Consider the following 26,883-nt stretch of genomic DNA (forward strand, 5'->3'; position numbering starts at 1 on the left):
TGCCTGCGTGTCGCTTTCGTCAATCACTCAGCCATCGTCGCCATGCCCGTTTTCGGGCACCTGCAGGGTGAGTTCGACGGGGCAGCACAGCGCGCCGTGCTGATTGGTCACTTGGATCTCGATGTCGACGAGGCAGCGCGGCGGGTCCACCGACGTGTCCCGGCGCTTGGCGAGCACGCGCCCCCGGCCGATCATGGTGTCGCCGGCATACACCGAGCCCGTCAACCTTAAGGAGCGCCGCACCACGCGGCTGCTCGGGCCCGCCCAGTCGGTCGCGACGCGGTCGGCGAAGCCGGCGAGGTGCATGGTGTTGACGTAAATGGTCGGATTGCCTTGGCGTCGCGCGTATTCGGGGTCGAAATGGCCCGGGAAGTAGTCCCACGTCGCGCCGGCATTCTCGACCACTCGCTGATAGCTGATGTGGTCGACCACCTCGGGCAGGTCGACCGGAACGGTGATCTCGTCGAAGTCCAGGCCGTCACCGGTCACGGGGACGCCCCGGGTGTGAAGCGGAACAAGGTGTTGCGGCACGTCGCGACGACCGTGGCGTCCTGGCGGCGATAGGTCTCCAGCGTCTCGACGAAGTGACCGACGCCCAGCCGCGTCCGCTTCTCCGGTGACACCGACACCAGTTCCTCGACGACGGTGAGGACGTCGCCTTCGACGATGGGTGCCAGGAACTCAACGTCATTGGCCGCGTTGATGAATGTGGTGCCCGGCAGCGGCACTCGCAGGACCAGCGACGCCGCGGGTGGCCCGCCCTGTGGCTCCCACGGCGGGGGTATCAGCCACCCCATCAGCAGGGCGGGGGGCGCCAGCAGACCGCCCCAGGTCCGGCGGGCGAACTCGGCGTCCCAGTAGGAGCGATTGCCGTCGTGGACCATGGCCGCAAACAACTGGATGCGCGCCGCACTGACGGGCGTGGCCGCGGTACGCGGCTCGGTCGTCGCGCCGACCATCCGCAGCGCGTCTTCGTAGGTGCCGAAGGCCAGTTGGTAACTGAGGTCCGGGTCCACGCCGCTCACATAACGAGCGGGTGCCGGCTGGGCACCGAATCCCATTGCAGCGCGCGGGAAGTGAAGTACCAGCCGCCACGCTCGTAGATCAGCGTGTCCCGGAATGTTCCGGTGGCCCGCAGCGTGGTGTCGCCGTACATGGCGGCGAAAAGCACGGCCACGCAACGCTGTGTCGCGTTGACCCCGTCGACGCGGATCTCGTGGTCGACCGTCACGAGCCGTTGCCCGTCGCCGCCGTCGAAGGCCGCGCGTAGATCGTCGAACGTGTCACCGTCGCGGTGGTAGGTGGCGCCGGCATGGCGGAATGTGGCAATCCAGCGCTCTCGATCGCCGTCGGAGTAGGCCCGGTTGTGCCGGGCGTTCAGGTTGAGGATGGCGGCGCGACCCGTGGCGGCCTGCAGCATCTGCTGTTCCTGATAGGACATGGTCATTTTGGTCTCCAGCCTCTCCCGGAAAATGACTGCCAACGAGCGGACGCATGTACGGTAAAGTAACTTTCCGACTATTACGTAACACTAACGTAACTTACCGGCGAACGGTATATCCCTGAGCTTCACGATCCCAAGCCTCCCGGGTCACCCCCCGCGCGCGCAATAAATCTTTGCGTATCCGCCCGACGGCATTCTTCGGAAGTTCGCTGACGGTCTCCACGAACCGCGGCACACAGAAGTACGGCATCCGGGCGGCGCAGAAATCGAGCAGGTCGGTGTAATCCATTGTGGCTCCGGGCCGCAACGTCACGACCACCAGGATGTCGTCTTCGCCCAGCGGGCTGGGCACCCCTACCGCGGCCGCTTCGGCCACCGCGGGATGGCGCATGACGACGGTTTCCAATTCGACCGAGGAGACGTTTTCGCCGCGCCGGCGTAACGAATCTTTCGTCCGGTCGACGTAGGTCAGATTCCCCGCGCTGTCGAGCCGGCCGAGATCGCCCGTGCGAAACCATTCCTGGTGGGGAATCACGTGCAACTCGGAGTCGACGTACCCTTCGCTCATCACATGCGGGTACCGGGGCCGGCAGGCGATCTCGCCGACCGCGCCGACGGGCAGCGGCTCGCCACCTTCGTCGACGATCCGCACGTCGAAATTCGGATTCGGCCGGCCGGATGTCCCGGGCACCCCGTCGTCGGCCAGGGCCTTGACGGCGATCGGGAACGCCTCGGTCATTCCGTACATCGTGACAATGCGGCAACCGTAACGCTTTTCGATGGCGCGATAGGCGCCGGCGTCGATCGGCGCCGCAGAGATGAACCGCAACGGCAGCTGCGCATCACGCGGGTCCGCGGGCAGGTTCTGCAGCATCGACACCATCGCGCCGGCGCCGGCGAAGCCGACGGCGCCGCGGGCGCGGATGTCGTCCCACACCTCGTCCGGGTGAAAAGCCGGCGCCAGCACGGTCGTCGCGCCGAGCAGCATCGGGGCCAGCACGCTGGGGGCCGCGCTGAGGTGGAACAGCGGCATCGCCGTCCACAGCACCTCCCCTGCGCCCAATTCCCATGCCGACGCGACCGTCGCGGCCACCGTGAACAGGTAATGCCAGGTCGTGGCAACCGCTTTCGATGGCCCGGTGGTGCCCGACGTGTAGAAGAGACAGCCCACCTCCCCCGCCCCGGCGGCGGTATCGGCCACGGGCGGGCCGGTGCCTGGGCTCGACGCCGAATCGAGTGAATCACCCTGCAACACCACGCTGGGCACGATGTCCAACGCTTCGGCGACCTCGGCGACCCGGGAACGGCGCTCGGCATCGGTCAGGACCACCTTGGCCCGCGACAGCCGCAGGGCGTGCAGCAGGAAGTCCCCCTTGTTGGCGGCATTGACCGCCGCGCTCACCGCGCCCAGGCGCGCCGCGCCCAGCCAGAAGTAGACCCAGTCGGGGCAGGTTCCGGTGAACAAGGCCACGCCATCGCCGCGGCCGACGCCCAACTCCGACAACATGTTCGCCGCGGCGCAGGACCGCCGCCGCATCTGTTCGAAGGTCACGTCGACGCCGGCTATCGACATCATCACCCGGTCGGGATGCTGTTGGGCGCGCCGATCGAGCACCGCCGCCACGGTGAAACTGTCGACGCCGAAGTCGGCGGGCCCGGGAGGTCCGCTCCGGTCGGGGCGCATCAGGCTTCCAGCGGCTTACGCTCAGGCTTTCGCGGCAGCCGGGTCGGGCTGACCGTCGGCGGTGTAGCCGAAGTCGGACGACGAGGGCTCCGTCCCGGGATAGAAGCGGTGCGCCCAGCGGCGAAGGGCGGCGTAATCGTGCGCCTCTTCGGGGGCCAGGTTGGGCTTCTCCAAGTACTTCATGTTCTCCCACGTGAAGAAGTCCTGTTTGATGACTTCTTGTTGCAGAGCCAGGAATTTGGCCGCTCGACCGGTCGGCACGTCGCCGGTGTCGCCCGGCTCGCGGACGGACGCCTGCCTGTAGAAGTAATCGGTGTAGTCCTCGTCGACCGGCGTCTGCCCGGTGACCTGAACCGTGGCCACCAGTTCGCTGGGGAAGCGGACGACCCCCAGCCCCAGCGAGTAGTTGTCGTAGATGATCTTGGCGTCGACCGGCCCGTTGGGCGTGAGCCAGGTCGAGGCGCGGCCGCCGCCGAAATGGGCGTTGACGGTGGCGTGCAGGTGATAGCCGGACACCTCGAACGACGCTGTGGTGGCGGGATTGGCGGCCTTGTGTACGTATTGCACGTGGTACGGGTCGGCGGCGTTCTCGATGATCATCTGGGGGTGCACCTTGACACGGTTGACCATCTGGGTGTGCGGATGCAGCGGGTAGTACTCGTTGGTTTCCAGCTCGGGCAGCACCGGAGGCCGCCAGTACGGCGCCCGGCCGTGCCGCTCGTGCCAGGCGAGGACGAAGCCGTACCACTCCATGGTGGGGTAGGTGCGGATGCGGACGTTGTTCTTGCACCCGATCTTGCTGTAGGGAATCAGCGCATTGCTGCCGTCACCCCGCCAGCGCCAGCCGTGCCAGGGGCAGACGATGTTCTCGCCTTCCACGGTGCCGCCGACGCCGAGGTTGGCGCCGAGGTGCTGGCAGTAGGCGTCCATTACGTGCACCTGGCCGGACTCGGTGCGGAAGATGACGAGTTCCTCACCGAAGTAATGAGCACGCTTGACCTGACCCGTGGGCAGGTCGGAGCCGAAGGCAACGATGAACCAGCCCGTTGGGAATCGGTAGGTCGACAGTGCGATGCCGGTCTGACCGAACTCGCGTTCCGAGGGATCCCCGGCCGAATCCGCGGTCGGGTCCGAAATTGTATGCGTCACGAGCTCTCCATATCCCGCCCAAGGCGAGCCGAGCCCGGGCCGCCCTGCACTCACCAAAGGTTCGACGACAAGGTCTATTTTTACTATTTTAAGCATAGAACGTCAACGCGGCGCTAACGCGTCCTAGTAGAGCGGGATATCGCATGACGGCTGAGGCGGTGGACCTTTCAGACTTCACCTTGTGGCGCAACGGCTTTCCAGACGAACTGTTCGTTGAGTTACGCCGCGGCCGGCCGATCTTCCGCCACGACCTGACCCCGGGCGTGGCCCAGACCGTGCGCCGTGATTTCTGGGTGGCGACCAAACACCGGCACGCGGTCCGCCTGCACCGCGATACCGAGTCGTTCACCGCGGCCGACGGGCCGCTCATCCAACCGGTCGCCATGTTCTCGGCGTCCCCGACCATCATCACGCTGGACCCGCCGGACCTGAACAAGCGCCGCAAACTCATCGCAGGCGCGTTCAATCCGCGGGCGATCGCCAAGCTGGAGGACGGCATCCGGGCGCGTGCGGCACGGATGATCGATGCGCTGCTCGCCAAGGGCGGCGGGGACTGGATCGAGGACGTTGCCGACGCCCTGCCGATGACGGTGATCGGCGACATCATCGGCATCCCGGACGAGGACCGGCCGCGGATATTCGACATCTTCGACCGCATCCTGAAGGCGCTTGCGCCCGATGCGGGCCCGAGCGGACAGGTCGAGCTCGACCTCTTTGCATCGGTGTTCGGGTACGCGATGGAGCTGACCGCAGAGAAGCGGCGCAAGCCCGCCGATGACATCTGGAGCACGCTGGCGACCGCGGTGATCACCGGCGAAGACGGTGAGCAATTCAGCCTGCCCGCCAACGAACTCGAGTTCTTCTTCTTCGTGCTGGCCTTCGCCGGCAGCGACACCACCAAGAACGCGCTGGCCATCGGGCTGCAGGCGTTCGTCGAGAACCCGGATCAGATCGAGCGCTATCGCGACCAGGAAGCACTGCGGCCCACCGCAATCGAGGAGGTGTTGCGCTGGGCCTCGCCAGTCGCCTACTGGACGCGCACCGCGAAGGTCGACGTGGAGATCGATGGCCAGCACATCGCGAGGGGCGAGCGGGTGGTGTCGATGCTGCGGTCGGCGAACCGCGACGAGGAGGTGTTCGAATCGCCGTTCACGTTCGACATCGGCCGTCAGCCCAACCCGCAGGTGGCCTTCGGGGGCGGCGGGCCGCATCACTGCCTGGGCGCCATGCTGGCCCGTGCGGAGCTCCGCGCGGTGTTCGACGAACTGTTGTTGCGCTGCGACGACATCGGAGTCGGCCCGGCCAAGGTGACTTACCCGAACTTGACCACCAACATGTCGATCTACGACGCGATGCCGATATCGCTGACCGGGCGCTAATCGGTGAGCCGCAGCGCCGCCTTGGGGCACTGGTCCACTGCGGCGCGCACGTCGATCTCCAGCCGCGGCGGCACGGGGCCCTCCGCGATCTGCACCACGTCCTCGTCCCCCAGTTCGAAAACCTCTGGCGCCAGCGATTCGCAGAAGCCGTTGGCCTCGCACAGGTTCTCGTCAACTGTCACGCGCATCAGATGCCCTCCACTTCTCTAGAGGCCCTTGGGTCGGGTCCCGATCACCCCACTGGTTGCGAGGTGCGTCAGCTCTTCGTCGGTCAGCCCGCACCGGTCGCGCAGTATGTCTTCATTGTGCTCGCCCAACCGCGGCGGTGGCCGCAGCAGCCACTCGTGTTGGCCGGCAAGCCGGGCGAACGGTGGGCACGGATAGAGGCCCATGCCGGTGCTGGGGTGGTGCAGCGCCTCCAAGAACCCGCGGTGCCGTAGTTGGGGGTTCTCGGTGACCAATGACGGCGACACCACCGGCGCGGCGGGGATTCCGGCGGCGGCCAGTCGTTCCACTGTCGGGTCGAGGGGCTGACGGGCGAACCAATCCGCGAGCCGGCGATCCACATCGTCGGCGCGCTGCCGCCGCGCCGCGACGGTGGACAGTTCCTCGTCACACCACGCCGGTCGATCCATCAGCTCGACCAGGGCACGCCACTGCCGGTCGGCGCCAATGGTGACCGCGATCCAGTCGTCCTCGCCGGCACACCGGTAGATGTTCTGGATCGAGTCACCGTGACCCCGGTTGCCCCGCCGGGTCAGGGTCGTCCCGAACACCTCGGATTCGATCGCCTGTATCGCGGTGGCGTTCAGCACCGTTTCGAGCATCGGCAGCTCGACGAGCTGACCCGACCCGGTCCTTTCGGCGAAGTTCAGCGCCGCCAGCACCGCGAAGGCGGCGTGCACGCCGGCCAGCGGATCACAGGCCCCCCGCGGGGCCACCGGTGGAGCGTCGGGCAGCCCGGTCACCCACGCCAGGCCGGCGATCTGCTCCATCGTGGGGGCGAATCCCACCCGATCCCGCCATGGCCCGTCCAGCCCGAACGCGGGCATGCGGGCGACCACGAGCCCGGGGTTGACGTTCAGCAACACCTCGGCGGTCAGGCCGAACTGGTCCATCACCCGCGGCGAGAAGTTTTCGATCACCACGTCGGCGCCGGCGGCCAGCTCGGTGAACAGGCGACGCCCGTCGTCGGAGCCCAAATCCAATGTGACGGAACGCTTGTTGGTGTTCATGGCGTGGAACACCCACCCGTACTCCCACCAATCGTCGACGTCGGTGCGCATGCCACCCGAGTATCGAATGCCGTCGGGTCGCTGGATCGATTCCACCTTGACGACGTCGGCGCCGAACGCGGCCAACAGGTGTGTCGCCGCGGGACCGGCCCAGAACGCGGTGAGGTCGACGATGCGCACACCGGTCAGCGGCAACCCTTGTTGCGCCGGATCTCCCCCGGACTCCCTTCGGGGCCAAAGGGTCTCATCGTTTGCCTCCCCGAGGCCGGGGGTTGGCCCTGGCGGGGCGGGCGCGCACGCCGACATCAGCCATGGCGGGCGGGGCTGGTGAAAGCCGGCGGGGTTGTCGATGAATGCCCCGCGCTGCGTCACGTACTCCATATCCCGGATCGTCGCGCCATTGCCCAGCGCCGCGATGGGCAACCGGAAGAGTTGGCCGAGCTCGACGATCTCCTCGACGGTCCGTTCGGCCAGCCACGGGCCGATCTGTTCGCGGATCAGGTCACGGTAGGCCCACCGGCCGATCTGGAAGCGCAGCTGCTCGATCTCCCCGAGCTGCGGGCATTCGACCATCGCGACGAAGTCGAGCCATTGCTGGCCGGTGACCATGGTGATCCCGACGTAGCCGTCCTTGGCGGGCTCGATCGACGGCACTTCGAGGGTGCGGCGGATCGGCGGTACCTGCAGCAGCTGGGAGTGCAGCCATTCGCTGCTCTGCATCGCGGTCAGCGCCTCGAGCATGGACAGATCGAGGTGCTCGCCGGGCCCGCCGCGCTCGACACGGCGGCGCACGGCCAGTGCGCCGAATGCGGCGTACACGCCGCCCATGTACTCGCCCAGGTCGCCGCCGATGGAGATGGGCGGCCCCGCGGGATCGCCGCGGAAGCCGGGCGAGCCCGCCGACGCCTGCAGGGTGAATTCACTGGCGGCCCTGTCGGCGTACGGGCCGGTCCAGCCGAAGTCGGAGATCGTGACGATGATCGCGCGCGGGGACGCGGCCAGCAATCGCTGCGGATCGACGCCCAGTGCCGCCGCCCGCGCCCGGCCGGCCGTGATGACGACGACGTCCGCGCCCGCGAGCAACTCACGCAGGCGCGCCGAACCCGAAGCACCCGGGGAATACGTCATGCTGCGCTTGCCGGCGTTGAGGTAGGCGAAGAACGGCGAACTCTCCCCGTGCGGCACCGGCGATCCAGTGGCGGAGTAATGCCGAAACCAATCCCCTTGCGGCGGCTCGATTTTGCACACCTGCGCGCCCGCATCGGCGAGCAGCTTCCCGCAGTAGCTGCCGGCTATCCGGTCACTGATCTCGACGACACGCAGGTCATGCAGCGGTGTGGGACGGCTGTCGGACCGCTCGCTCACTTGCACCCGCCCTCCCGATCGGCGCGCGATCGAAGAAGCTATTTATACCATTACTGCTAAAATAGCTAAGCCAGCGAGATGCTTGTATCGAGGATCGGATGACCGCCTTGGGAATTGGGCAGGACGCCCGTCGCCGATTGTCGGCGCCGCGGATCGCAGAAATCGTAGCCGACGAGTTGCGCCGCCAGATCATCAACGGCGAACTCGCCGACGGCGATCTCTTGCCGCGTCAAGAGGTGCTCGTCGAACAGTTCAACGTGAGTCTGGTTTCGCTGCGCGAGGCGCTGCGGATTCTGGAAACCGAGGGGCTGGTTTCGGTCCGGCGGGGCAACCGCGGCGGGGCCGTCGTGCACGCCCCGGCGAAGACCAGCGCCGCGTACATGCTGGGGTTGTTGCTGCAGAGCGAGTCCGTCGCAGTGGCCGACCTCGGCATGGCGTTGCAGGAGCTCGAGCCCGCATGCGCCGCGCTGGCCGCGCGGCGGCCGGACCGGGCGGACACCTTGGTGCCGGAACTCAACCGGGTCAACGACTCCATGGCCGAAAACATCGAGGACGGCGGTCTGTTCACCGAAATCGGCCGGGAATTCCACGATCTCGTCGTCCGCGGCTGCGGAAATCACACCATCATCGCGGTGGTCGGCAGCTTGGAGTCGCTGTGGACCAGCCATGAGCAACAGTGGGCGGACGAGAGCGCGGCGCGCGGCACCTACCCCTCGTTGGCCCAACGCCGCGCGGTGCTCAGCACGCACGTCAAGCTGACCGAGACCATCGCTGAGGGTGACGTCGACCGGGCGCGCCGCATCGCCGGTCGCCATCTCGCCGACACCCAGACCTATGTGCTCTCCGGTCGGTCCGACCAACGAATCCACGCGCTGTCGCCGCAAGCGTTGTCGCGCACGCGCGATTTCCGGCAACCGTAAGAGCAGCCGTTGAGAACCGCATTGGTCACCGGCGGCAGCGGCGGGATCGGGAAAGGGTGCGGCCGCAAGTTGGTCGAGCTCGGTTACGACGTGGTGCTCGCGGCGCGTCGTGAGGCGCCGTTGCGGGCGGCCGCCGAGGAGATCGGTGCGCGCCATGTTGTGGCCGACGCGTCCGATCCGGATGGGTTCGCCGCCGCGACAACCGCATTGGAGACGATCGACCTGGTCGTCCATGCGGCCGGCACGCTGGGCGGGACGTACGCGCGCAAGCAGACGTTCGAGCAATGGCGAACCATCATCTCGGCCAACCTGGATTCGTGCTTCGTGGTGACCGCCGCCGCACTGCCGAGGATGCGCGCGGGTTCGCGGTTCGTGTTCATCTCCTCCTCGGCGGCGCACGAACCGATGATGGCGCGGACCGCCTACTCGGCGTCGAAGGCCGGCATGAACGCATTCGCCCGGGCCTTGGCGCTGGAAGTCGACCGCGACGGCATCGCCGTCCACATCGTCACGCCCGGTCCCGTGGAAACCGAGATGCTGCAGGACGTCCCCTTCGAGATGTACGCGATTCGGGTCGCGGATGTGGCGAACGCCGTCGCCTGGCTGGACACCGTCGATCCGTCGGTCGACCTGCCGGAGATCCGGCTGAGCGCGGTGCAGCGGGGGCCGTTCGCCCGGCCGCCGGTCGTGCCTACCGAAGCCCGTCGCCGGAGGCAGCGAAGGCCTTGATCACCGTTTCGCCGAATTCGTGCAGGGAATCGGGGACGGCGAAGTCGGCGAACCACACGTAGAACCGCTCGACACCCTGCGCGGCCAGACCGGTGAAGTGGGCGATCAACTCGCCTGCGTCGCCGCAGACCAGTCCGGACCCCAGGTTGCCGAATCGCCGGGTGCTGACCTCGCGCACGTTGTCCGGGTCGCCGCCCGCGCGGACGAATCCCACCATCTGCTGCACCGACACCCGGGCCGCCCCGGCGGCGGGGGCCAGCTTGGGCAACTTGTCGAGGTGGTTGGCCGGCACATTCCACCAATCCGCGTAGTTGCGAACGAGTTCCATCATCCGGGGACCGGTGCCACCCAAGACCAGCGGTATCGGGTGCGACCTCCGCGGAGATTGCGCAACCTCGCCGGCTTGCCCGTCGTCGCCCCAGTACCGCCTGATCAGCTCGAGGTGACGCCCGAGTTGCTCCACCCTGGCCACCGGATCCCGCTGGCCGACATCGAATCTGGTGAACTCCGCGGGCCAGGACCCCGACCCGAGCCCCAAATCGAACCTGCCCTCCGATGCGTCCGACAACGTGACGGCTTGTTTGGCCAGCACGGCGGGGTGGCGAAACGCGTCACACAGCACCAGGTGGCCGATCCGCAGCCGCTCGGTCTTGGCCGCCACCCAGCCGGCAATGCCCATTGCCTCCCAGATGCTTTCGTCGGGAAGGCCCGGGGCCTCGAGGTGATCGATGAACGCCATGCCGTCGAAGCCACTGGCCTCGGCGTGGTGCGCGCGCGCCGCGATGTCGGCCACCGACAGCCGCACCTGCGGCAGGAACAAATACCACTCGACCATGCACCCACCTATGCGTATGTTCCCGTGCGATTGCGAACCGGGGCGCTAGTTTACTATTTTTATTATGTTAGGGGTCTTATGGATGTCGCACTGAACTCGGAGCAGCTGTCGCTGCGGGACACCGTGCGCGACATCCTGCGTACGGAGTGTCCATCCGACGCTGCCCGACAGGCGATGACGGATCCGGAGCGGTGGCGCGCGCTGTGGAAGACGGTCGTCGACCTCGGCTGGACCGATCTTGCCCAAACCGGCGACTACGGGCCGGTTGAGCTCGCGGTGGTGCTCGAGGAATGCGGCGCCGCGATCGCGCCCATCCCGCTGCTGAGCAGTGTCGGGCTGGCCGCCGGCGCATTGCGGGGCACGGAGCTCGACGCGGTTCTCGACGACATCGCGGGCGGCGCCGTCGCCACCCTGGCCGTGCACGCCAAAGGCTCTAGGCTGCCCGGGGCGCCGATGACACTGCGCCGCGGACGGCTGCGGGGGCGGGCGGTCGGTGTCCCGGACCTGTCCCGCGCCGAACTTCTCGTCACGCTGGCGCGGCCCGACACGGACCCCAACGGCACCGTGGTGGCGGTCGCGCGCTGCGACGACGGGGTGACCGTGATCGCGGGCGAGTCGACCGATCCCGCTCACCCGCTCGCAGACGTCGAGGTCGACACCGAACCAGTGGCCGCCGCGCCCGTCGAGATCGACACGGCGTTGACATCGCCGTTGGTGGCCGCCGCCGCCGACCTGGTCGGCGTGGCCGGCGCCGCGCTGCAGCGCTCCGTCGAGCACGCGAAGACGCGTCGCCAGTTCGGCACGCCGATCGGCGCGTTCCAGGGGATCAAACACGCGCTCGCCGACAACTACGTCGGTTTGGAGCGCGCCCGCAGCCTCACCTACGCCGCTGCCGCCCGCCTGCACGATCCGACCACGGCCCCCGCCGATGCCTGGACCAGCGCGGCGCTCGCCAAGGCGGCGGCCGGCGACGCGGCCGTGAATTGCGCGAGAACCGCGGTGCAGGTGCACGGCGCGCTCGGGCAGACCTGGGAGCACGACGCCCACCTCTACGTCCGGCACGCCTGGCAGGCCGCCGCGATGCTGGGAGACAGCCGGGCGCTCTACCACGAGGTGGGTCGCCGTTTCGCAGGAAACGCGAAATGACTTCGCCGACAGCGGAATTCGGCGCCTGGCTGACCGACTTCCTGCCGAGTGACTACTACGCGAACTATCGGCAATACCGCTGGGACCTCAAGCTGCGCCGCGACTACCAGCGGGCGGCCTTCGAGGCCGGCTGGATACAGCCGACCTGGCCGCGCGAGCACGGCGGCCGGTCGCTGGGCTTGCGGGACGCGATGGAAGTCAGGATCGAGGCTGCGCTGCGGTCGGCGCCCAAGCTGCCCAACATCGCCGGGCCCAACGTCGCCGCACCCGGGATCCGGCAATTCGGCACGCCCGCCCAGATCGACCGCCTCCTGGTTCCGCTGCTGCGCGGTGACGAATGGTGGGCGCTGGGCATGTCCGAGCCGGAAGCCGGATCGGATTTCGCCGGCCTGCGCACACGGGCCGAGCGCGACGGGGACGTCTTCCGGGTGAACGGCCACAAGATCTGGACCACCCAGGCCCACGAGTCGCGGTGGTGCACCCTGTATGCCCGCACCGACCCGGAGGCGCCGAAACACCGGGGGATTTCCTGCCTCATCCTCGACCTGCACTCGCCGGGCGTGCGGATCGAGCCCATCCGGATGGCCTCGATCTCCGACGAGACATTTTGCGAGGTCTTCCTCGACGACGTCGAGGTGCCCGCCGACAACCTCCTCGGGCCGCTGCACGGCGGGTGGAATGTCGCCTTGTCCTCGCTGCACCACGAACGCCAGATGATCTGGATCATGAATTGGGTCGAGATCAAGCGCGGACTCGACGCGGTACGCCGAGCGCAGCCGACGGCGGATATCTGCACCGAACTCGGTTCACTGCTGGCCGACGCCGAGGCGTTGCGGGCCACCGGATACCGTGCCCTGGGTAACGAGCTGGCGGGACGACCGAGTCCCGAAGCCGACACCATGAAGCTGCTCGGATCGGTTACCTTGCAGCGTGTTTGGGAGCTGGCGGCCGACTCCGCGGGAATGCAGTCGCTCAGCGACCCAGACCTGCTCTTCGAGCGCCAGGACGCGCTGGCCGCCACGATCTACGGCGGGACATCGGAAGTCCAGCGCAACATCATCGCCGAGCGGCTGCTCGGGCTGCCGAAGGGATGACGAGGATGGATTACGACCTCGGCGACGACGCCGCAGACCTGCGAAAGCACCTGCGTGAGTTGGTAGCCAACCACATTCCCCCCGACTTCCTCGGCGCGTGCACCGAGAACCCGCGGGATCTCGCCACCACCGAGACGTTCTGCAAGCTGCTGGCCGCCGAGGGCCTGCTGGCGCTGGCCTGGCCGAAAGTGCATGGTGGCGGCGGCGGCTCGGTGTGGCAGCAGACGGTGCTGCGCGAGGAGATGTGGGCCCAGCACGAGCCCCGCGGTCCCCAGTACATGGGCATCAACTGGGTGGGCCCGGCGCTGATGCGTTACGGAACGGCCGAGCAGAAGGCCAAGCACCTGGCCGCCATCGCCGCCGGCGACGTGATCTGGTGTCAGGGCTTCTCCGAACCGGAGGCGGGAACGGACCTCGCCTCGCTGCGCACCCGCGCCGTGCGAGACGGCGACGGTTGGCGCATCACCGGTCAAAAGGTGTGGACGTCGTATGCGTTGATGGCGTCCTGGTGTGTGCTGGCGGCGTGCACCGATCCCGAGGCCCCCAAGCCCAAGCGGCTCACCCTGTTTCTGATTCCGATGGACCGGCCCGGCTTCACCGTCCGGCCCATCGGGTCCATGCTGGGGCCGCATCACCTCAACGAGATGTTCTTGGACGGCGTGCAGGCGTTTCCCGGCGACGTCCTCGGCGAGATCGGCGACGGCTGGCGGGTGATGCGCGAGGCGCTGGCATTCGAGCGCGTCGGCATCGCGCGTTACGCGCGGTGCGAGTCGCTGCTCGAGCGGATGCGCACCCAGCTCGGCGACGACTGGGACACGCTGCCCGAATCGCTGCGCTCCCGGTGGGTGCGGGCACTCGTCGACCTGCGCGTGGCCCGGCTGCTGGCCTATCGCGCGGTGTCGCTGCAGGATGACCCGGCGGCGGGCGCCGCGGCCAGCGCGGCCCGGATCGCCACCACGACGTGCGACCAGCAGGTCGCCGAACTGCTCTTCGACGTGCTGGGCCCGGTCGCGCTGGACAGCGGCAGCGGCGCCGCGCTGCACGGGGCGATCGAGGACCATTGGCGTTACGCGCAGGCGGCCACCGTGGCATCGGGCACCATCGAAGTCCAGAAGATGTTGGTGGCCCGGGACGTGTTGGGAGAGCATCGGTGAAAACGGATCTGCCACAAGACATCAGCGACTTCGCCGCGGTCGCCGACAAGCGGCTCGCCCGGCTGGGCGGCCCGCAGGCCGCGTTGCGCGCCGAGACCGACGACGGCGTCCGGGATGCCGCGCGCACGGCGCTGAGCGAGGTCGGCGCGTTCGACCTCGACGTCCGGTCGGGGCCCGACGACCTGCTTGCCGCCGCCGTGCTGTGCCGGGCCGCCGGCGCGACCGCGTTGCCCTATCCCCTGGTCGAGGAGTTGTTGGCGATCGACGGCGCCCGCCTTGCCCTGGTCAACCCCGAAGCGCCGCGCATCGACCACGGCGACCTGGACGGTGATTGGATCGCCGCCGATCTGGACGGCACCCGTTACCACCCGCGGCCGGCGACGCGCACCACCGCCAAACTGGGTCCGTTCCTGGTGCCCGCGTCCCTCGGCGCACCCGATGGAACAATTCCGGCCGGCGACGTTAACCTTCATCTCGTGCTGGGATCATGGCGGATTCTGGGGTCGGTGCAGCAGGCGCTGCGGATCGTCACCGACCACGTGCGCGCCCGAATCCAGTTCGGTAAGCCGCTGGCGGATTTCCAGGCCGTCAGGTTCGCCGTCGCCGAGGCCGCGGTCGCCGTCCGCGGACTGCACGAATTGGCGAAATTCACCGTCTGCCGGCCCGAATCGCTACCCAACCAGATTCGTTCGGCGGACGCACTCGTCCTTCGGCTCAAGGCATCCGACACCGCACGCCAGGTGTTGCGCACCTCCCACCAATTGCTCGGTGCCCTGGGCTTTTGCGATGAGTCCGACATCAGTGTGCTCGACCGGCACACCCAGCCGCTCATCCGCTTGCCGCTGGGAGCCGAGGCGCTCGCGTTGCGACTGATCCCGGGCGTCCCGGACGGCTCGCTGGAGACACTGTTCAGCGGGCCGGTATCGGCGTGACCAAGCCGACCGCGTCCGAGGTGACGGCCGACCCGTTAGCCGATGGAATCCCGTTCGGAGTCAAGCTTCAACAGCTCGCCGAGCAGCGTCGCGACGACACGGGGGTGACCATCGTCGCCCTCGACGGCACCGCGCGCTCGCTGACATTCGGCGAACTCGACGCCCGTGCCAACCAGTGGGGCCGCGCGCTCGCCGCCGACGGCGCTGACACCGGTTCCCTTGTCGCGCTGGCTATCCCCAACTCCGAGCATCTCGTGCTGGCCACGCTGGGGTGCTGGAAGATCGGCGCCGTTCCGGTGCCCATGCACTGGGACCTGCCCGAGTGGGAGCGCGACAGGGTGCGCGAGGTGATCGATCCGGCGGTGGTCGTCGACGAGGCGAGTCGGTGGCGCATGGAGGCGCAGGCGGCGGCCGAGTCCGCCGGCGCCCTGCCCGTGGCGGTGTCCCCCAACATCAACGGCATTTGCAGCAGCGGTTCGACCGGCGTGCCGAAAGTGATTCTGAGCCTGGCGCCGTCGCTGTGGACCCCGCAGCACGGCGAGCCCTTCCTGTCGAACTGGACACCCGTGGCGCAGCCGCAGACGATCATGGTGCCCGCGCCGATGTACCACACCAACGGGTTCGCCACCTTCTTCTTCCTGCTGGCCGGCGACCACCTGGTGATACTCCAAAAGTTCGATGCCGCACTGGCTTTGGATGTCATCGAGCGCTTCCGGATCACCAACTTCACGGCCACCCCGACGATGCTGGCGCGCATCGCGGCCCGGCCGGACGTCCGTCAGCGCGACCTGTCCAGCGTCGTGTTCATCCTGCAGGGCGCCGCCGTGATGCCGCCGTCGCTCATGCACACATGGTTCGAACTGCTGAGCCCGCAGCAGATCGTGTCGGCCTATGGCATGACGGAAAACCTCGGTCTCACCGCGTTGCGGGGTGACGAGTGGCTCGCTCATCCCGGCAGCGTCGGCCGCGGTTTCCGCGACACCGAGATCCGGATACTCGACGCCGGAACCAGACAGCTTGGCCCCGGCGAACACGGCGAGATCTATCTACGCGCACCGATGAGCGCGGGATCGCGCTATGTCGGCGGCGCTCCGCCGCTACCGTCGACCGAAGACGGATTCCGCTCCGCCGGTGACATCGGCTACCTGGACGAGGACGGCTACCTCTACATCGTCGACCGCCGCGTAGACATGATCGTCACCGGTGGCGCGAATGTGTTTCCCGCGGAAGTGGAGTCGGCTCTGGCGGGCCATCCCGACATCGCCGACGTCGTCGTCATCGGACTCGCCGACCCGCAGTGGGGACGTCGGGTGCACGCGGTCGTGCAACTCGCCGAGGCCGCGGCGCTCACCGAAGAACAGGTGATCGAGTACGCGAAGAGCCGGCTCGCCCACTACAAGGCCCCGAAGACCGTCGAGTTCGTCGACGCGATTCCCCGCACCGCCGCGACGAAGGTCAATCGCTCGGCGATGATCGAGGCGCGCGGCGGCTGAGGGTGCCGGCACCGAAACGTCAGCCGACGGCCGCGATCCCGGCGTTGGATATGGTGAAGCCGCGACCCGAAACGACGGTGCACGTCACCCCGCCGGTCTCCGACCGGCACGTGAACGGGCCGGCGCCCATCGTCTGGCCGTAACCGAGGATCGGGGTGCCCTCGGCCGGGTTGGCCAGACAGCTTTCGCCCGCGCAGCGGGAGAGGAATCCACTGGTGTCCATGGTCACCGAAGCCGGTGGCGAGACGCTGAAGCAGAACGCTCCGTCGGGGATGCCGCGGCGCTGGTAGTCGATCTCGCAGCTGATATTGCGCGACGGGGACAGAAACGCCACGTAATTGTCCTGATCCGCGGCGGCCGACGGGACGAACAGAACGGTCCCGGCGCCGCCCAGCACAGCCGCCGCGGCGGTCAGCGCTTTTCTCAACACCCGCCAACCGTGCCATACCGGCGCGGGCGCCGGACCGATTTCGCGCCTCGCGGTCCCCTCATGGAATCTTCTGCCCGCACGCATAGCCCCTGACCGACGCGCGGTAACCTCATTCTCAAAGCGCGAGCACCGCGCCGAGGAAGGGGACGAAGCGCTCATGGGCGACCCTGACGACGACGTCGACGTGACTCGCGGCGACCGCTTCATCAAGACCGCTGTCGAGATCTTGGGCGAGACGGGACGCACCGACTTCACCGTGCAGGAGGTCGTCACCCGTTCCAAGACGTCGCTGCGCGCCTTCTATCAGCATTTCAGCAGCAAGGACGAGTTGCTGCTGGCCCTGTTCGACCGGACCATCGCGCAATCGGTGAACGGCTGGCGCACCGAAACCGACGGCCTGGACAGCACTGCGGCGCTGAAGCTGGTGATCGACCGCATCAGCCAGCAACCGGAATCGAGCACCCAAGACAGCCTCAATCGCGCCCTGTCTCTCTACAACCAACACCTGGCCGAGACACGTCCCCGCGACTACGCCCGGGTGCTCTCGCCCTTGCATCGACTGATTCGCGACATCGTGGGGCAGGGCATCACCGAGGGTGTCTTCAACCCGGGGGTGGACGTCGGGGCGGCCGCTGCCATCGTCATGCAGACGGTCATGGGGGCACAGCGGTTGCATTGGCTGGGAACGGAATTGAACGGAGCGCCCCTCGACGGCGGCCAACTGTATGACTTCTGCAGCCGCGCCCTGGGCATCCGGGAAGGCGACGAAGAACCCGGCACGCCGTCGCTGGCCGAGCTGTTCGCCCAGATCGGTATGCGGCCCGGAACCCGCGACGGCGAATTCGCGATGACGATGCCGGTCAGCCCGGCCGTCGTCAACACTTCCGGCGCGCTGCAGGGCGGCCTGATCGCGACGCTCGTCGACGTCGCGGGCGGGCAGTTCGGGCTGGACTACCTGCAGCCGGACACCACGATGACGACGGCGGACCTCTTCATTCGTTACCTGCGCCCGATCCGGCAGGGCTCGGCGTTCGCGGTGCCCCGGATGCTGCGATCCGGGCGGCGGGCGATGGTGATGCAGGTAGACATCTACGGTGACGGCGACGACGAGCTCGTCGCGACTGCGACCGTCAACTTCGCCGTCATCAACGGAGAGACGCCGACTGGCCTCAGCGGGACCTCCTGAGGCAGCTGTACACCTTGTCAGGCGAAGAGTGGTAACGTCATTACCACCTACAGAGAATTCAAGACTTCTCCCAAGGAGATCGCCATGCCGTCTCGCGAACTTTCCTTCCCCGTGTTCGACGCGGACAACCACATGTACGAGCCGCAGGAGGCGCTGACCAAGTTCCTGCCGGACAACCGCAAGAACGTCATCGACTACGTGCAGGTCCGCGGCCGCACCAAGATCGTGGTGCGCGGCCACATCAGCGAGTACATCCCCAATCCCACGTTCGAGGTGGTGGCACGCCCCGGCGCCCAGGAGGACTACTTCCGCAACGGCGCGCAAGGCAAGAGCTATCGCGAGATCCTGGGCGAGCCGATGAAGGCCATCCCCGCCTTCCGCGAACCCGGTGCCCGGCTGGAGGTCATGGACGAGCTCGGCATCGACTACGCCCTGATGTTCCCCACCCTGGCCAGCCTGGTCGAGGAGCGCATGAAGGACGACCCGGAGATGACCCACGACGTCATCCATGCGCTCAACCAATGGATGTACGAGCAGTGGTCCTTCAACTACCAGGACCGCATCTTCGCCACCCCGGTCATTACCCTGCCGATCGTCGACCGCGCGCTCGAAGAGCTTCAGTGGTGCCTCGAGCGCGGCGCGCGCACCGTGCTGGTGCGCCCCGCGCCGGTGCCCGGCTACAAGGGCAGCCGCTCGTTCGGGCTCGAGGAGTTCGACCCGTTCTGGCAGGCCTGCATCAAGGCCGAGATCCCCGTCTCGATGCACGCCTCGGACAGTGGGTACTCCGAATTCGCCAACGTCTGGGAACCCGGCGACGAGTTCCTGCCGTTCAAGCCGACCGCCTTCCGCAGCTTCGCGATGGGCCACCGGCCGATCTTGGACGCGATGGGCGCGCTGGTGTGCCACGGCGCGCTGTCGCGCAACCCCGCGCTGCGCATCCTGTCGATCGAAAACGGCGCCGACTGGGTGCCGGATCTGTTCAAGGGCCTCAAGGGCGTCTACAAGAAGATGCCGCAGTCGTTCAGCGAGGATCCGGTCGAGGCGTTCAAGCGCTGCGTCTACATCACCCCGTTCTGGGAGGACCGGTTCACCGAGATCGTCAAGATGGTGGGCACCGACCGCGTACTCTTCGGCTCCGACTGGCCGCATCCCGAAGGCCTGAAGGACCCCATCTCCTTCGTCGACGAGCTCACCGACTTCGACGAGGCGGACGTCGCCAAGATCATGGGCGGCAACCTGATGAAGCTGATGAAGGTCTCCTCGCCGGCGAAGAAGCCGGTCTCAGCCTGACCGGCCGTCGGTGCCTGACGGTTCGGCATCGGCGAAGACGAGGCCACCCCGAGTTGGCCTGCGGCGCTGCAGTTCTGCCCGGTTCAGGCCGGGCGCATCCCGCAGCCCGAAATGGGTATACGCCACCGTGGGGTCGCGGGCAGAGCGACGGGAGTACAGATGAGCGTGGCATCGCAGGGACGGGCGCCGATCGCGATCGACGCCGACGTCGAGTTTCTGACCCGGCAAATCGAGGCCCTCGAAGCGTTGGGCCGCAAGGATTCGGTCGATGAGGGCGAAGTTTACGACGTCAGCGTTCGGTGGGGTGTCGCATTGGCCGGGCGCCTGCCGAGGCTGGTGCACTACAGCTCGCTGGGGCTACTCGACGACGCGGACCGGCACCGGTTCGAGTCGTTGTGCACCGGACTCCGCGGGGTTTCCGGGCTCGCCGAGAAGTTGGGTCTGCCGCGCCCGGTGCTACCCGGTGACGAGGTCGCGCCGAAAAAGCGGCACCACCAATTCAGGATGCCGTTGCGTTCTTCGAAGCGAAGGTCCCAAGGCTGAGAAATTCCTTCTCCGGCAACACGATCCCGGTTCGGGGCTGGGGGCAATCCGGGTTGCGGCAGGTGAGCGCGACCATGTAGGCGTCATCGTCCTCGTTGAGGAACAGGAATCCAAGGTAGAGGGCGTGACCGACGTCGAAGTCGGCGCCGCCGCACACCCCGCAGTGCCCGCCCTTGGCGGTAACGTTTTCCAGAACGCGGTGCCGGGCAGCGGAATTCAGGTCGATCAGCTCCGGCCGCACCATCGGATCGCCATCGGTCATGTCAAATCTCCACGTCCTTGTCGTAGTGGACATGGTCTTCACGCCAGCCGCCCAGCCCCTTGCCGATGCCGGAATAGTCGTTGACGAACTCGATCCCATTGATCCACTTGACCATCTTGAAGCCGACCTGCGTCTCCACCCGCAACCGCAGCGGGGCACCATGTTTGATGGGCAAGGGCCGGCCGTTCATCTCGTAGGCCAGCAGCGTCTGCGGCTTATAGGCCAGTTCGAGGTCCATCACCTCGTAGAACTGTCCTCCCGGTGTCTCTGCGGCGGGTTCGTCGCGGCCGGTGTCCTGCATGCTGAGGAAGCAGATGTACTTGGCTTGCGGCAACGGCCGCACGACATCGGCCAACTGGGCCAGCGGAATTCCGCTCCACTCGCCGATGCTGGTCCAGCCTTGCACGCAGTTGTGCATCGTCCGCTGCGTTTGCCGTTCGGCGAGCGCGCGCAGCGCGGCCAGGTCCAGTGTCACCGGATTTTCGACGAGCCCACCGACCGGTAGCCGCCAGTCGACGAAGTTGTGGACCGCCATCACCTTGTATTCGGTGCTGGCGGGCGGCTTTCCGTTCACCCGGTGATCCTTGGTCAACCTGCGAACCGGATAGTCCTGCCGCGAATTCAGCGGACGCAGCAGAAGCAGGCGTGCGCCGGTGACCACGGCGCCCAGGATGCGGTGCACCTGGACGGGGTGGTGCAGGCTCCATTTGGTGGCGGCGACGTGGATGGCGATGATCACCCCGACGATGATCAGCGACAGCGCCGTCGCCCAGTTGATGTTGCGGACAGAGCCGAAGATCATCGACGCCGTCAGTTGGCCCCAGCCCCAGAAGAAGATCATCGACAGGTGAATCACGATGAAGACGACGAAGGCCAGCAACCCCAGGAAATGCAGGCTCCGCGCCCATTGCCGGCCACCCCACATCCGCACGTACCAGGGGAAGCGGGCCTCGATCGCCGGTGACTGCGCGGCCCCGGTCAGGATCTGGAAGGGCGCGAGGAGGAAAACGACGCCGGCATAGGTCAGCTTCTGGATGGCGTCCAAGGGCTCACCGGGCAGCAGCGGCGGCAGGTTGAACGACATGTACGTGACGATGTCGTTGGCGGCCTCGGGAAAGATCGACCACGAGTACGGCCAGTACCGGTGCCATTGACCGGTCGCGAAAAGCAGGACGTAGTACGACAGCCCGAGCAGAATCCAGCAGATCACCGAGAAGAAGTGCCAATGGCGCCCCATGCCCAATTTCTTGTGACCGGGCAGCGCCACCAGTGAGCTGTAGGACTCCTCTTCGTCGAGCGTGTCATACAGCCGGTTGCGCGGCATGACCTTGCGGGTGAAGCGCGCCCATTCGCTGCCGGGTTTGCTGTCGTCGTGCCAGTACAGCTTGGGGTGGGTGCCGAGGATCTCGATGCCGCTACGGATCATCAGCGTGACGAACAAGACGTTGAGCCAGTGGTCCACTCGCAGCCACACCGGGTAGTCGAGGGTCGTCATACCTGAACTCCACTCAGTCGTACCACTGCTGCCGTTGCGGGTAAGCCACGTTGATTCCGGACAGCACCGTCGTGTGCACCACGACGAAGCCCGCGGCGAACACGAGAGCGAACGTGCCCGGCGCCAAGTCCCATCGGCCGGTCAACGCTTCCAGTCCGGGCAGGGTGACCCATCGGCTGACCAGGTAGCCGGCGAGAAAGGTCAGGCACACCAAACTGCCCAGATACCAGCCCGCCTCGGGGACACGCGGTTTGCGGGCGAGCATCATCGCGGCCGCGGCCGCCAGGCAACAGATCGTCAGCAGAGCCACGTAGCCCGCGAAGTACGCCGGCACCCCCGGTTGCGTGGTCACGAGGTAGAGATGGACGGCCACCAGGCCCGCCAGGAGCGATCCGCCCAATGCGGTCACGGCTCGGGGCATATTGAAGGCGACCCAGCCGTTCAGGGTGAGCACGGGCGCGGTCATGACGCTTCGCCAGGCCGGGATCAAACGCCGGGGGACCACATTGACCATGGCCGCGTGATACCCGCGCCGAGTAATTACAAACCGTCCTGGTTTAATTACCGGGCTGGATCTGAGCGCGGCTCAGCCGCACGCCACGCGAGGAAAATGGTTGCACTGAGCACCCGGACGCCATTGATATTCTTGATGCCTGCGCCTGGCGCGAGCTCAGCGCTTTATGACCAGCTTGCGGGACTCGGTCCGAGAAAGGGTCCGTAGGAGGGACGGCCAATGGCGGCCGAAAGTAATTGGGACAAGACCGTGGGTGCGGCCGACGATGTGCGCCGCGTTTTCGACAATGTTCCCGCCCTATTGGTTGGCCTCGAAGGGCCCGACCACCGCTTCGTCGCGGCCAACGCCGCCTACCGCACGCTCAGCCCGCCCGTCGACACGATCGGGCTGCTGGTGCGCGAGGTCTATCCGGAGCTGGAGAGCCAGCAGATCTTGCAGATGTTCGACCGGGTGTATGAGACGGGCGAGCCGCAGTCGGGCACCGAGTGGCGGGTGCAGGCCGACTTCGAGGGCTCGGGAACGGCGCAGGAACACTTCTTCGATTTCATCGTCACGGCGCGGCGCGCCGATGACGGCTCGGTCGAGGGCGTGCAGCTCGCCTTCGTCGATGTGACCGACCGGGTGCGGGCGCGGCTGGCCGCCGAGTCGCGGATGCAGGAGCTGTCCGAGCGGTACCGCAACGTCCGCCATTCGGCCACCATCATGCAGCAGGCGTTGCTGGCGCCGTCGGTGCCCGTCGTCCCCGGCGCCGATGTCGCGGCCGAGTACCTCGTCGCGGCGGAGGACACGGCCGCCGGTGGCGACTGGTTCGATGCGATCCCCCTTGGGGATCGACTCGTTCTCATCGTTGGCGACGTCGTCGGCCATGGCGTCGAGGCCGCCGCGGTGATGTCGCAACTGCGCACCGCGCTGCGGATGCAGATCTTGGCGGGGTATCCCGTCGCCGAGGCGCTGGCGGCGGTCGACCGCTTCCACGAACATGTGCCGGGTTCGAGGTCGGCCACCGTGTGCGTGGGCTCGCTCGACTTCACCACCGGCGAATTCCAGTACTGCACCGCCGGGCACCCGCCGCCACTGCTCGTCGGGGCGCAGGCCGCCGCGCGCTATCTCGTGCCCTCTGGAGCCGGCCCGTTGGGCAGCGGCATCGGTTTTCCGGTCCGCACCGAATTCCTCGACCTGGGCGACACGGTGATGCTCTACACCGACGGTCTGATCGAACGCCCCGGCCGGCCGCTGGCGGCCAGCACCGCCGAATTCGCCGACCTGGCCGCGAACATCGCCGCCGGCCAGAGCGGGTTCGTGATCGAGCCCTCGGGGCGACCCATTGACCGGATCTGTTCGGAGACTTTGGAATTGCTGCTGCGGTCGACCGGTTACAACGACGACATCACCCTGCTGGCGGCGCAACGGCGCACGCCGCCACCACCGCTTCAGATGACACTGGATGCCACCATCCACGCCGCGCGCGCGGTGCGCGCCCGCCTGCGTCAATGGCTTTCCGAGGCCGGTGCCGACTCCGACGACATTTCCGACATCGTGCACGCGATCTCGGAATTCGTCGAGAACGCCGTCGAACACGGTTATGCGACAGAGGTTTCCGACGGTATCGCCGTCGAGGCGTCGCTGGCGGGAGACGGCCACCTGCACGCGTCGGTCATCGACCAGGGGCAGTGGAAGGACCACCGCGAAGGCGAGCAGGGCCGCGGCCGCGGCCTTGCCATGGCCGAGGCCCTGGTGTCCAGCGCGCACGTCACCCATGGGCCCGGCGGGACGACCGCGAGCTTGACGCACCGCCTGTCGCGGCCGGCCAATTTCGTGACCGACACCCTCGTCAGCCGAGCGGATCAGCAACGGTCGACAAACTCCGAATTCGCCTCCGTGGTAGCAGAACCGGGCCGCATCGTCGTCAGCGGCGACGTCGACTCCAACAGCGCGTCCGCACTGGATCGCCAGATCGCCGTCGAAAGCCGTTCCGGCGTCGCGCCGCTGACGATCGATCTGAGCGCCGTCACCCAGCTGGGTTCGGCCGGCGTCAGCGCGCTGGCCGCCGCGCGCGACCGAGCACAACGACACGGCACTGAATACGTACTGGTAGCCCCGCCGGGAAGCCCGGCGCACCATGTCTTGTCGCTGGTACAGCTTCCGGTGGCCGGTGGTCTCGCCGAGAATCTCGTCGCGGAGGGCTAGGGTCGGTCGGACCGCTGGCCGTGCCGCACCTGCTTGAACGGCACACCGCGGTCGGCTGCGTATTCCCGCGGGAAGCCCAGCACCCGCTCACCGATGACGTTGCGGGCCATTTCCGTGGTGCCACCGCCCATCGCGACGGTCTGCCGGGATAGGTAGCGCAGCCCGGCTTCCAGGCCTTCACCCGGTTCGCCGACGACACCGGCGCTTCCGGCGATGGCCATGGCGGTGTCGATGTCGACGAACACCGTCTCCGCGTGAAACAGCCTGATGAGTGTGCCCGCGGCTGGCGGCAGCGTGCCGTCTCGGACGCTGCGGTAGACGTGGCCGATCAGCTGCTCGGCCACCGCGCGCTGCACAAGTGCACGGCCGGCCAGCTGCTGCACGCGTTCGTCACCGCCCTGACCCGTCTTGTCGATAAGGCTCACGTAGTCAACGGGATTCGCGTTGCCGCCCTCGCTGCCGCTGCCGCTGGCGAACTCGGACCCCTGCCCCACCGCCCGACGTTCGTGATACAGCTGCCGCGACGCGACCGCCCAGCCGCCGTCGACCTCCCCGACGACGGCGTCGTCGCCGACATCCACCGCGTCGAGGAACTCCTCGCAGAACTCGGTGGACCCGCTCAGCATGGTGATGCGCCGCAAGGTGATTCCCGGATGGGCGATGGGCACCAGGAACATGGTCAAGCCCTCATGCTTGGGCACATCCCAGTTGGTGCGCGCCAGACACAGCCCGTAGTCTGCCGCGAACGCACTGGTGCTCCACGTCTTGGCGCCGTTGAGCACCCAGCGGTCGCCCTGGCGCTCGGCCCGCGTGATGACGCCGGCGAGGTCGGATCCGCCGCTGGGCTCGGACAACAACTGCACCAGCACCTCGTCGCCGCGCAGCGCCGCACCGATGTGTTGCCTCTTTTGGTCCTCGCTGCCGGTGTCGAGCAGCGTGGCGCAGCAGATGGTGAACGTCGGAGTGTTGAGGATGAGCGGCATCTCGTAGGTCAGGGATTCCGCGTCGAACGCCTTCTGATACTCGTAGTCCAGCCCGAGGCCGCCGTACTCGCGGGGGAAGCAGATCCCGGCGAATCCGCCGTCGTACAGCCGCTTTTGCAGTTCCCGGGCCCGCAGCCAGGATCGCTCGTCGTCGCGCGGGGCGGGCGGGGGCGACTCGGGGTCGATGCGGGGCATGTTGTCCGCCAGCCACGCCCTGGCCCGGGCCGCGAATTCGGCAACGGATTCGGTCGGCGTCATCTGTTGCAACGACCCGCCTTCTCGTGCTCGTACACACGCAGGTTGTGTTCCTCGGGTGTCCCGAACATGGAGCGGTACAACGTGATCCGGCGCAGGTAGAGATGCAGGTCGTGTTCCCAGGTGACACCGATTCCGCCGTGCATCTGCACGCAGGCCTGGACGATCTGGCCGGCCATCTCCCCCACGTACGACTTGGCGATGCTGGCCGACAGGCCCGCCCCGGGACAGTTCGCGGCCACGTCGGCGACCGCCGCGGCCGTGGTGGCCCGGCAGGCCTCCAGCCACAGCTTCATGTCGGCGAACTTGTGTTTGAGTGCCTGGTAGGACGCCAGCGGCCGTCCGAAGGTATGCCGGTCCAGCGCCCACCGGACGGTCAGGTCGAACACCGTCTGCAGGATGCCGACCACCTCGGCGCACTGCAGGGTCTGGGCGATCTGGCCCTGCCGGTCGACCAGCGCGGGGGTCTCGGCGGGCGTGCCGACGGCCGCCGATCGCTCCACCACGACACCGTCGAAACGCGCCCGGGCGTATTGCTTGACCAGATCGATCGACTGCTGCGCCTCGATCGTGACCCCCGGCGCATCCGTGGGGACCAGAAACTGGCGCAGCTCGTCCCCGCAGCGCGCCACCACCAGCAGCAGCGCGCTCTGCGCGCCGGCCTCCACCCGGTCCTTGATCCCGTCGATGCGGTAGCCCGAATCGGTTGGGGTGGCCGTGACCGACGGATTCAACGGCGCCCAGCCCCGGCCCGGTTCCGAAACCGCCCAGGACGCCACGGTTTCACCGGACATCAAGGCCTCGATGGTGGCGGTGTGCTCCTGGCGGTCGGCGCTCTCGGCGAGTGCGGCGAGCACGACGCTGACCGGATACAACGGCCCGGGCGCGACCGTCTTCCCGAGCAGTTCGGCGACCGTGGCCAGATCCGCCAGGCCGTTGTCCGAGACGCTGCCGCCGCCCAATTCCTCGGGCACCAACAGCCCGGTCCAGCCGAGTTCGGCGGCGCGCCGCCACCACGCCGGATCGAACGACTCCCCCGCGGCGTGCAACTCGCGCACGCGGCGCAGCGGCGCTTCCTTTTCCAAGAAAGCTTGGGTTGTCGAGGTGAACAGCGTCTTTTCGGGAGAGTCGAGTGTCGTCATGCTGCCTCTCGTCCGAATTCGCCGGCGTTTCGATGGT

25 protein-coding genes and 2 pseudogenes are annotated in these 26,883 nt (G+C 67.5%); 13 read left to right on the top strand and 14 right to left on the bottom strand.

Translation table 11 applies throughout. The annotated features are described in order from the left end of the window. Positions 1-27 precede the first annotated feature (27 nt). From G6N37_RS11610 to G6N37_RS11630, 5 genes are all read right to left on the bottom strand, one after another. On the bottom strand, positions 28-489 hold the full coding sequence (locus G6N37_RS11610; RefSeq protein WP_163680200.1) for a MaoC family dehydratase: 462 nt from the start codon (positions 487-489) through the stop codon (positions 28-30). After that, positions 486-959, bottom strand: a complete 474-nt coding sequence (locus tag G6N37_RS11615) for a MaoC family dehydratase (protein ID WP_174813941.1) — start codon at positions 957-959, stop codon at positions 486-488. Before G6N37_RS11615 ends, G6N37_RS11610 begins: the two co-directional genes overlap by 4 nt. A 62-nt stretch (positions 960-1,021) precedes the next feature. After that, on the bottom strand, positions 1,022-1,447 hold the full coding sequence (locus G6N37_RS11620; RefSeq protein ID WP_163680204.1) for a nuclear transport factor 2 family protein: 426 nt from the start codon (positions 1,445-1,447) through the stop codon (positions 1,022-1,024). A gap of 94 nt (positions 1,448-1,541) precedes the next feature. After that, complete coding sequence (locus tag G6N37_RS11625) at positions 1,542-3,128, bottom strand: AMP-binding protein (RefSeq protein ID WP_163680209.1); 1,587 nt, start codon at positions 3,126-3,128, stop codon at positions 1,542-1,544. 21 nt (positions 3,129-3,149) lie between these two features. Continuing rightward, entirely contained in the window at positions 3,150-4,277 is a 1,128-nt protein-coding gene (locus tag G6N37_RS11630) for an aromatic ring-hydroxylating oxygenase subunit alpha (RefSeq protein WP_163680212.1), read from the bottom strand. Positions 4,278-4,420: 143 nt separating this feature from the next. Between G6N37_RS11630 and G6N37_RS11635 the strand changes: the two genes are divergently transcribed. Continuing rightward, entirely contained in the window at positions 4,421-5,656 is a 1,236-nt protein-coding gene (locus tag G6N37_RS11635; RefSeq protein WP_163680215.1) for a cytochrome P450, read from the top strand. Here the strand turns inward: G6N37_RS11635 and G6N37_RS11640 are convergent. Together G6N37_RS11640 and G6N37_RS11645 are read right to left on the bottom strand one after the other, a co-directional pair. Further along, on the bottom strand, positions 5,653-5,844 hold the full coding sequence (locus tag G6N37_RS11640; protein ID WP_163680220.1) for a ferredoxin: 192 nt from the start codon (positions 5,842-5,844) through the stop codon (positions 5,653-5,655). The two genes, G6N37_RS11635 and G6N37_RS11640, sit on opposite strands and share 4 nt — an antisense overlap. Before the next feature lie 18 nt (positions 5,845-5,862). Next, on the bottom strand, positions 5,863-8,262 hold the full coding sequence (locus tag G6N37_RS11645; protein WP_163680224.1) for a CaiB/BaiF CoA-transferase family protein: 2,400 nt from the start codon (positions 8,260-8,262) through the stop codon (positions 5,863-5,865). 92 nt (positions 8,263-8,354) lie between these two features. Here G6N37_RS11645 and G6N37_RS11650 point away from each other — a divergent pair, with 92 nt between their 5' ends. Together G6N37_RS11650 and G6N37_RS11655 are read left to right on the top strand one after the other, a co-directional pair. Further along, positions 8,355-9,176 carry a FadR/GntR family transcriptional regulator gene (locus G6N37_RS11650; protein WP_163680227.1) on the top strand — a complete coding sequence of 274 codons (822 nt, stop codon included), beginning with the start codon at positions 8,355-8,357 and terminating at the stop codon, positions 9,174-9,176. Positions 9,177-9,185: 9 nt separating this feature from the next. Further along, complete coding sequence (locus tag G6N37_RS11655; RefSeq protein ID WP_163680230.1) at positions 9,186-9,905, top strand: SDR family oxidoreductase; 720 nt, start codon at positions 9,186-9,188, stop codon at positions 9,903-9,905. On the opposite strand, the gene G6N37_RS11660 is transcribed toward G6N37_RS11655, so the two are convergent. Next, entirely contained in the window at positions 9,868-10,740 is an 873-nt protein-coding gene (locus G6N37_RS11660) for an LLM class flavin-dependent oxidoreductase (RefSeq protein WP_163680233.1), read from the bottom strand. The genes G6N37_RS11655 and G6N37_RS11660 overlap by 38 nt on opposite strands. Positions 10,741-10,818: 78 nt before the next feature. On the opposite strand from G6N37_RS11660, the gene G6N37_RS11665 reads away from it, so the two are divergent. The 6 genes and pseudogenes from G6N37_RS11665 (at position 10,819) to G6N37_RS11685 (ending at position 16,559) form a co-directional block, all read left to right on the top strand. Beyond that, positions 10,819-11,886 (top strand): acyl-CoA dehydrogenase family protein, encoded by a 1,068-nt coding sequence (locus G6N37_RS11665; RefSeq protein WP_163680236.1) that lies wholly within the window; start codon positions 10,819-10,821, stop codon positions 11,884-11,886. Beyond that, positions 11,883-12,506: pseudogene (locus G6N37_RS26755) on the top strand (acyl-CoA dehydrogenase family protein); the annotation flags it as partial. The gene G6N37_RS11665 and the pseudogene G6N37_RS26755, both read left to right, overlap by 4 nt. Before the next feature lie 60 nt (positions 12,507-12,566). Next, positions 12,567-12,980, top strand: a pseudogene (locus G6N37_RS26760) (acyl-CoA dehydrogenase family protein); the annotation flags it as partial. Further along, positions 12,977-14,134 (top strand): acyl-CoA dehydrogenase family protein, encoded by a 1,158-nt coding sequence (locus G6N37_RS11675; RefSeq protein WP_174813816.1) that lies wholly within the window; start codon positions 12,977-12,979, stop codon positions 14,132-14,134. The pseudogene G6N37_RS26760 and the gene G6N37_RS11675, both read left to right, overlap by 4 nt. Continuing rightward, positions 14,131-15,066, top strand: coding sequence for an acyl-CoA dehydrogenase family protein (locus G6N37_RS11680; protein ID WP_163680245.1), 936 nt, complete (start codon positions 14,131-14,133; stop codon positions 15,064-15,066). The genes G6N37_RS11675 and G6N37_RS11680 overlap by 4 nt, the downstream gene beginning before the upstream one ends. Next, positions 15,063-16,559, top strand: a complete 1,497-nt coding sequence (locus tag G6N37_RS11685) for a class I adenylate-forming enzyme family protein (RefSeq protein ID WP_163680248.1) — start codon at positions 15,063-15,065, stop codon at positions 16,557-16,559. The genes G6N37_RS11680 and G6N37_RS11685 overlap by 4 nt, the downstream gene beginning before the upstream one ends. Before the next feature lie 19 nt (positions 16,560-16,578). Here the strand turns inward: G6N37_RS11685 and G6N37_RS11690 are convergent, their stop codons facing one another. Beyond that, the gene (locus tag G6N37_RS11690; protein ID WP_232075433.1) at positions 16,579-16,989 is read right to left on the bottom strand and encodes a hypothetical protein; all 411 of its coding nucleotides are present in this window, start codon (positions 16,987-16,989) and stop codon (positions 16,579-16,581) included. A gap of 157 nt (positions 16,990-17,146) precedes the next feature. Here G6N37_RS11690 and G6N37_RS11695 point away from each other — a divergent pair, with 157 nt between their 5' ends. From G6N37_RS11695 to G6N37_RS11705, 3 genes are all read left to right on the top strand, one after another. Beyond that, entirely contained in the window at positions 17,147-18,175 is a 1,029-nt protein-coding gene (locus tag G6N37_RS11695) for a hotdog fold thioesterase (RefSeq protein ID WP_163680251.1), read from the top strand. Between the two features lie 84 nt (positions 18,176-18,259). Further along, the gene (locus G6N37_RS11700) at positions 18,260-19,465 is read left to right on the top strand and encodes an amidohydrolase family protein (RefSeq protein ID WP_163680254.1); all 1,206 of its coding nucleotides are present in this window, start codon (positions 18,260-18,262) and stop codon (positions 19,463-19,465) included. Positions 19,466-19,624: 159 nt separating this feature from the next. Beyond that, on the top strand, positions 19,625-20,008 hold the full coding sequence (locus G6N37_RS11705; protein ID WP_232075435.1) for a hypothetical protein: 384 nt from the start codon (positions 19,625-19,627) through the stop codon (positions 20,006-20,008). On the opposite strand, the gene G6N37_RS11710 is transcribed toward G6N37_RS11705, so the two are convergent. Genes G6N37_RS11710 through G6N37_RS11720 form a run of 3 tightly spaced genes read right to left on the bottom strand, consistent with a single transcriptional unit; the run spans position 19,965 to position 22,279 of the window. Further along, entirely contained in the window at positions 19,965-20,270 is a 306-nt protein-coding gene (locus tag G6N37_RS11710; protein WP_174813817.1) for a hypothetical protein, read from the bottom strand. The two genes, G6N37_RS11705 and G6N37_RS11710, sit on opposite strands and share 44 nt — an antisense overlap. Before the next feature lies 1 nt (position 20,271). Next, a complete protein-coding gene (locus tag G6N37_RS11715) occupies positions 20,272-21,765 on the bottom strand; it encodes a molybdopterin-dependent oxidoreductase (RefSeq protein ID WP_163680257.1) in 1,494 nt (497 codons plus the stop codon). A gap of 13 nt (positions 21,766-21,778) precedes the next feature. Then, positions 21,779-22,279: an oxidoreductase gene (locus tag G6N37_RS11720; RefSeq protein WP_163680259.1), complete on the bottom strand. Its 501-nt coding sequence runs from the start codon at positions 22,277-22,279 to the stop codon at positions 21,779-21,781. 219 nt (positions 22,280-22,498) lie between these two features. Between G6N37_RS11720 and G6N37_RS11725 the strand changes: the two genes are divergently transcribed. Then, positions 22,499-24,466, top strand: coding sequence for a SpoIIE family protein phosphatase (locus G6N37_RS11725; RefSeq protein WP_163680261.1), 1,968 nt, complete (start codon positions 22,499-22,501; stop codon positions 24,464-24,466). Here G6N37_RS11725 and G6N37_RS11730 read toward each other — a convergent pair. Both G6N37_RS11730 and G6N37_RS11735 read right to left on the bottom strand, forming a co-directional pair. Continuing rightward, positions 24,463-25,707, bottom strand: coding sequence for an acyl-CoA dehydrogenase family protein (locus G6N37_RS11730; RefSeq protein WP_163680264.1), 1,245 nt, complete (start codon positions 25,705-25,707; stop codon positions 24,463-24,465). The genes G6N37_RS11725 and G6N37_RS11730 overlap by 4 nt on opposite strands. Next, the gene (locus tag G6N37_RS11735) at positions 25,704-26,846 is read right to left on the bottom strand and encodes an acyl-CoA dehydrogenase family protein (protein ID WP_163680267.1); all 1,143 of its coding nucleotides are present in this window, start codon (positions 26,844-26,846) and stop codon (positions 25,704-25,706) included. The genes G6N37_RS11730 and G6N37_RS11735 overlap by 4 nt, the downstream gene beginning before the upstream one ends. Positions 26,847-26,883 lie beyond the last annotated feature (37 nt).

Origin of the sequence: Mycobacterium seoulense (assembly GCF_010731595.1) — a bacterium.
Lineage (GTDB): Bacteria > Actinomycetota > Actinomycetes > Mycobacteriales > Mycobacteriaceae > Mycobacterium > Mycobacterium seoulense.

What these genes read in the sequence shown, in the direction of transcription:
- G6N37_RS11700 (WP_163680254.1), top strand. Translation starts at nt 18,260, where the DNA reads ATGCCGTCTCGCGAACTTTCCTTCCCCGTGTTCGACGCGGACAACCAC.
- G6N37_RS11635 (WP_163680215.1), top strand. Translation starts at nt 4,421, where the DNA reads ATGACGGCTGAGGCGGTGGACCTTTCAGACTTCACCTTGTGGCGCAAC.
- G6N37_RS11720 (WP_163680259.1), bottom strand. Translation starts at nt 22,279, where the DNA reads ATGGTCAATGTGGTCCCCCGGCGTTTGATCCCGGCCTGGCGAAGCGTC.
- G6N37_RS11620 (WP_163680204.1), bottom strand. Translation starts at nt 1,447, where the DNA reads ATGACCATGTCCTATCAGGAACAGCAGATGCTGCAGGCCGCCACGGGT.
- G6N37_RS11730 (WP_163680264.1), bottom strand. Translation starts at nt 25,707, where the DNA reads ATGACGCCGACCGAATCCGTTGCCGAATTCGCGGCCCGGGCCAGGGCG.
- G6N37_RS11660 (WP_163680233.1), bottom strand. Translation starts at nt 10,740, where the DNA reads ATGGTCGAGTGGTATTTGTTCCTGCCGCAGGTGCGGCTGTCGGTGGCC.
- G6N37_RS11675 (WP_174813816.1), top strand. Translation starts at nt 12,977, where the DNA reads ATGACGAGGATGGATTACGACCTCGGCGACGACGCCGCAGACCTGCGA.
- G6N37_RS11640 (WP_163680220.1), bottom strand. Translation starts at nt 5,844, where the DNA reads ATGCGCGTGACAGTTGACGAGAACCTGTGCGAGGCCAACGGCTTCTGC.
- G6N37_RS11735 (WP_163680267.1), bottom strand. Translation starts at nt 26,846, where the DNA reads ATGACGACACTCGACTCTCCCGAAAAGACGCTGTTCACCTCGACAACC.
- G6N37_RS11625 (WP_163680209.1), bottom strand. Translation starts at nt 3,128, where the DNA reads ATGCGCCCCGACCGGAGCGGACCTCCCGGGCCCGCCGACTTCGGCGTC.
- G6N37_RS11705 (WP_232075435.1), top strand. Translation starts at nt 19,625, where the DNA reads ATGAGCGTGGCATCGCAGGGACGGGCGCCGATCGCGATCGACGCCGAC.
- G6N37_RS11695 (WP_163680251.1), top strand. Translation starts at nt 17,147, where the DNA reads ATGGGCGACCCTGACGACGACGTCGACGTGACTCGCGGCGACCGCTTC.
- G6N37_RS11725 (WP_163680261.1), top strand. Translation starts at nt 22,499, where the DNA reads ATGGCGGCCGAAAGTAATTGGGACAAGACCGTGGGTGCGGCCGACGAT.
- G6N37_RS11615 (WP_174813941.1), bottom strand. Translation starts at nt 959, where the DNA reads ATGGTCGGCGCGACGACCGAGCCGCGTACCGCGGCCACGCCCGTCAGT.
- G6N37_RS11710 (WP_174813817.1), bottom strand. Translation starts at nt 20,270, where the DNA reads ATGACCGATGGCGATCCGATGGTGCGGCCGGAGCTGATCGACCTGAAT.
- G6N37_RS11665 (WP_163680236.1), top strand. Translation starts at nt 10,819, where the DNA reads ATGGATGTCGCACTGAACTCGGAGCAGCTGTCGCTGCGGGACACCGTG.
- G6N37_RS11650 (WP_163680227.1), top strand. Translation starts at nt 8,355, where the DNA reads ATGACCGCCTTGGGAATTGGGCAGGACGCCCGTCGCCGATTGTCGGCG.
- G6N37_RS11715 (WP_163680257.1), bottom strand. Translation starts at nt 21,765, where the DNA reads ATGACGACCCTCGACTACCCGGTGTGGCTGCGAGTGGACCACTGGCTC.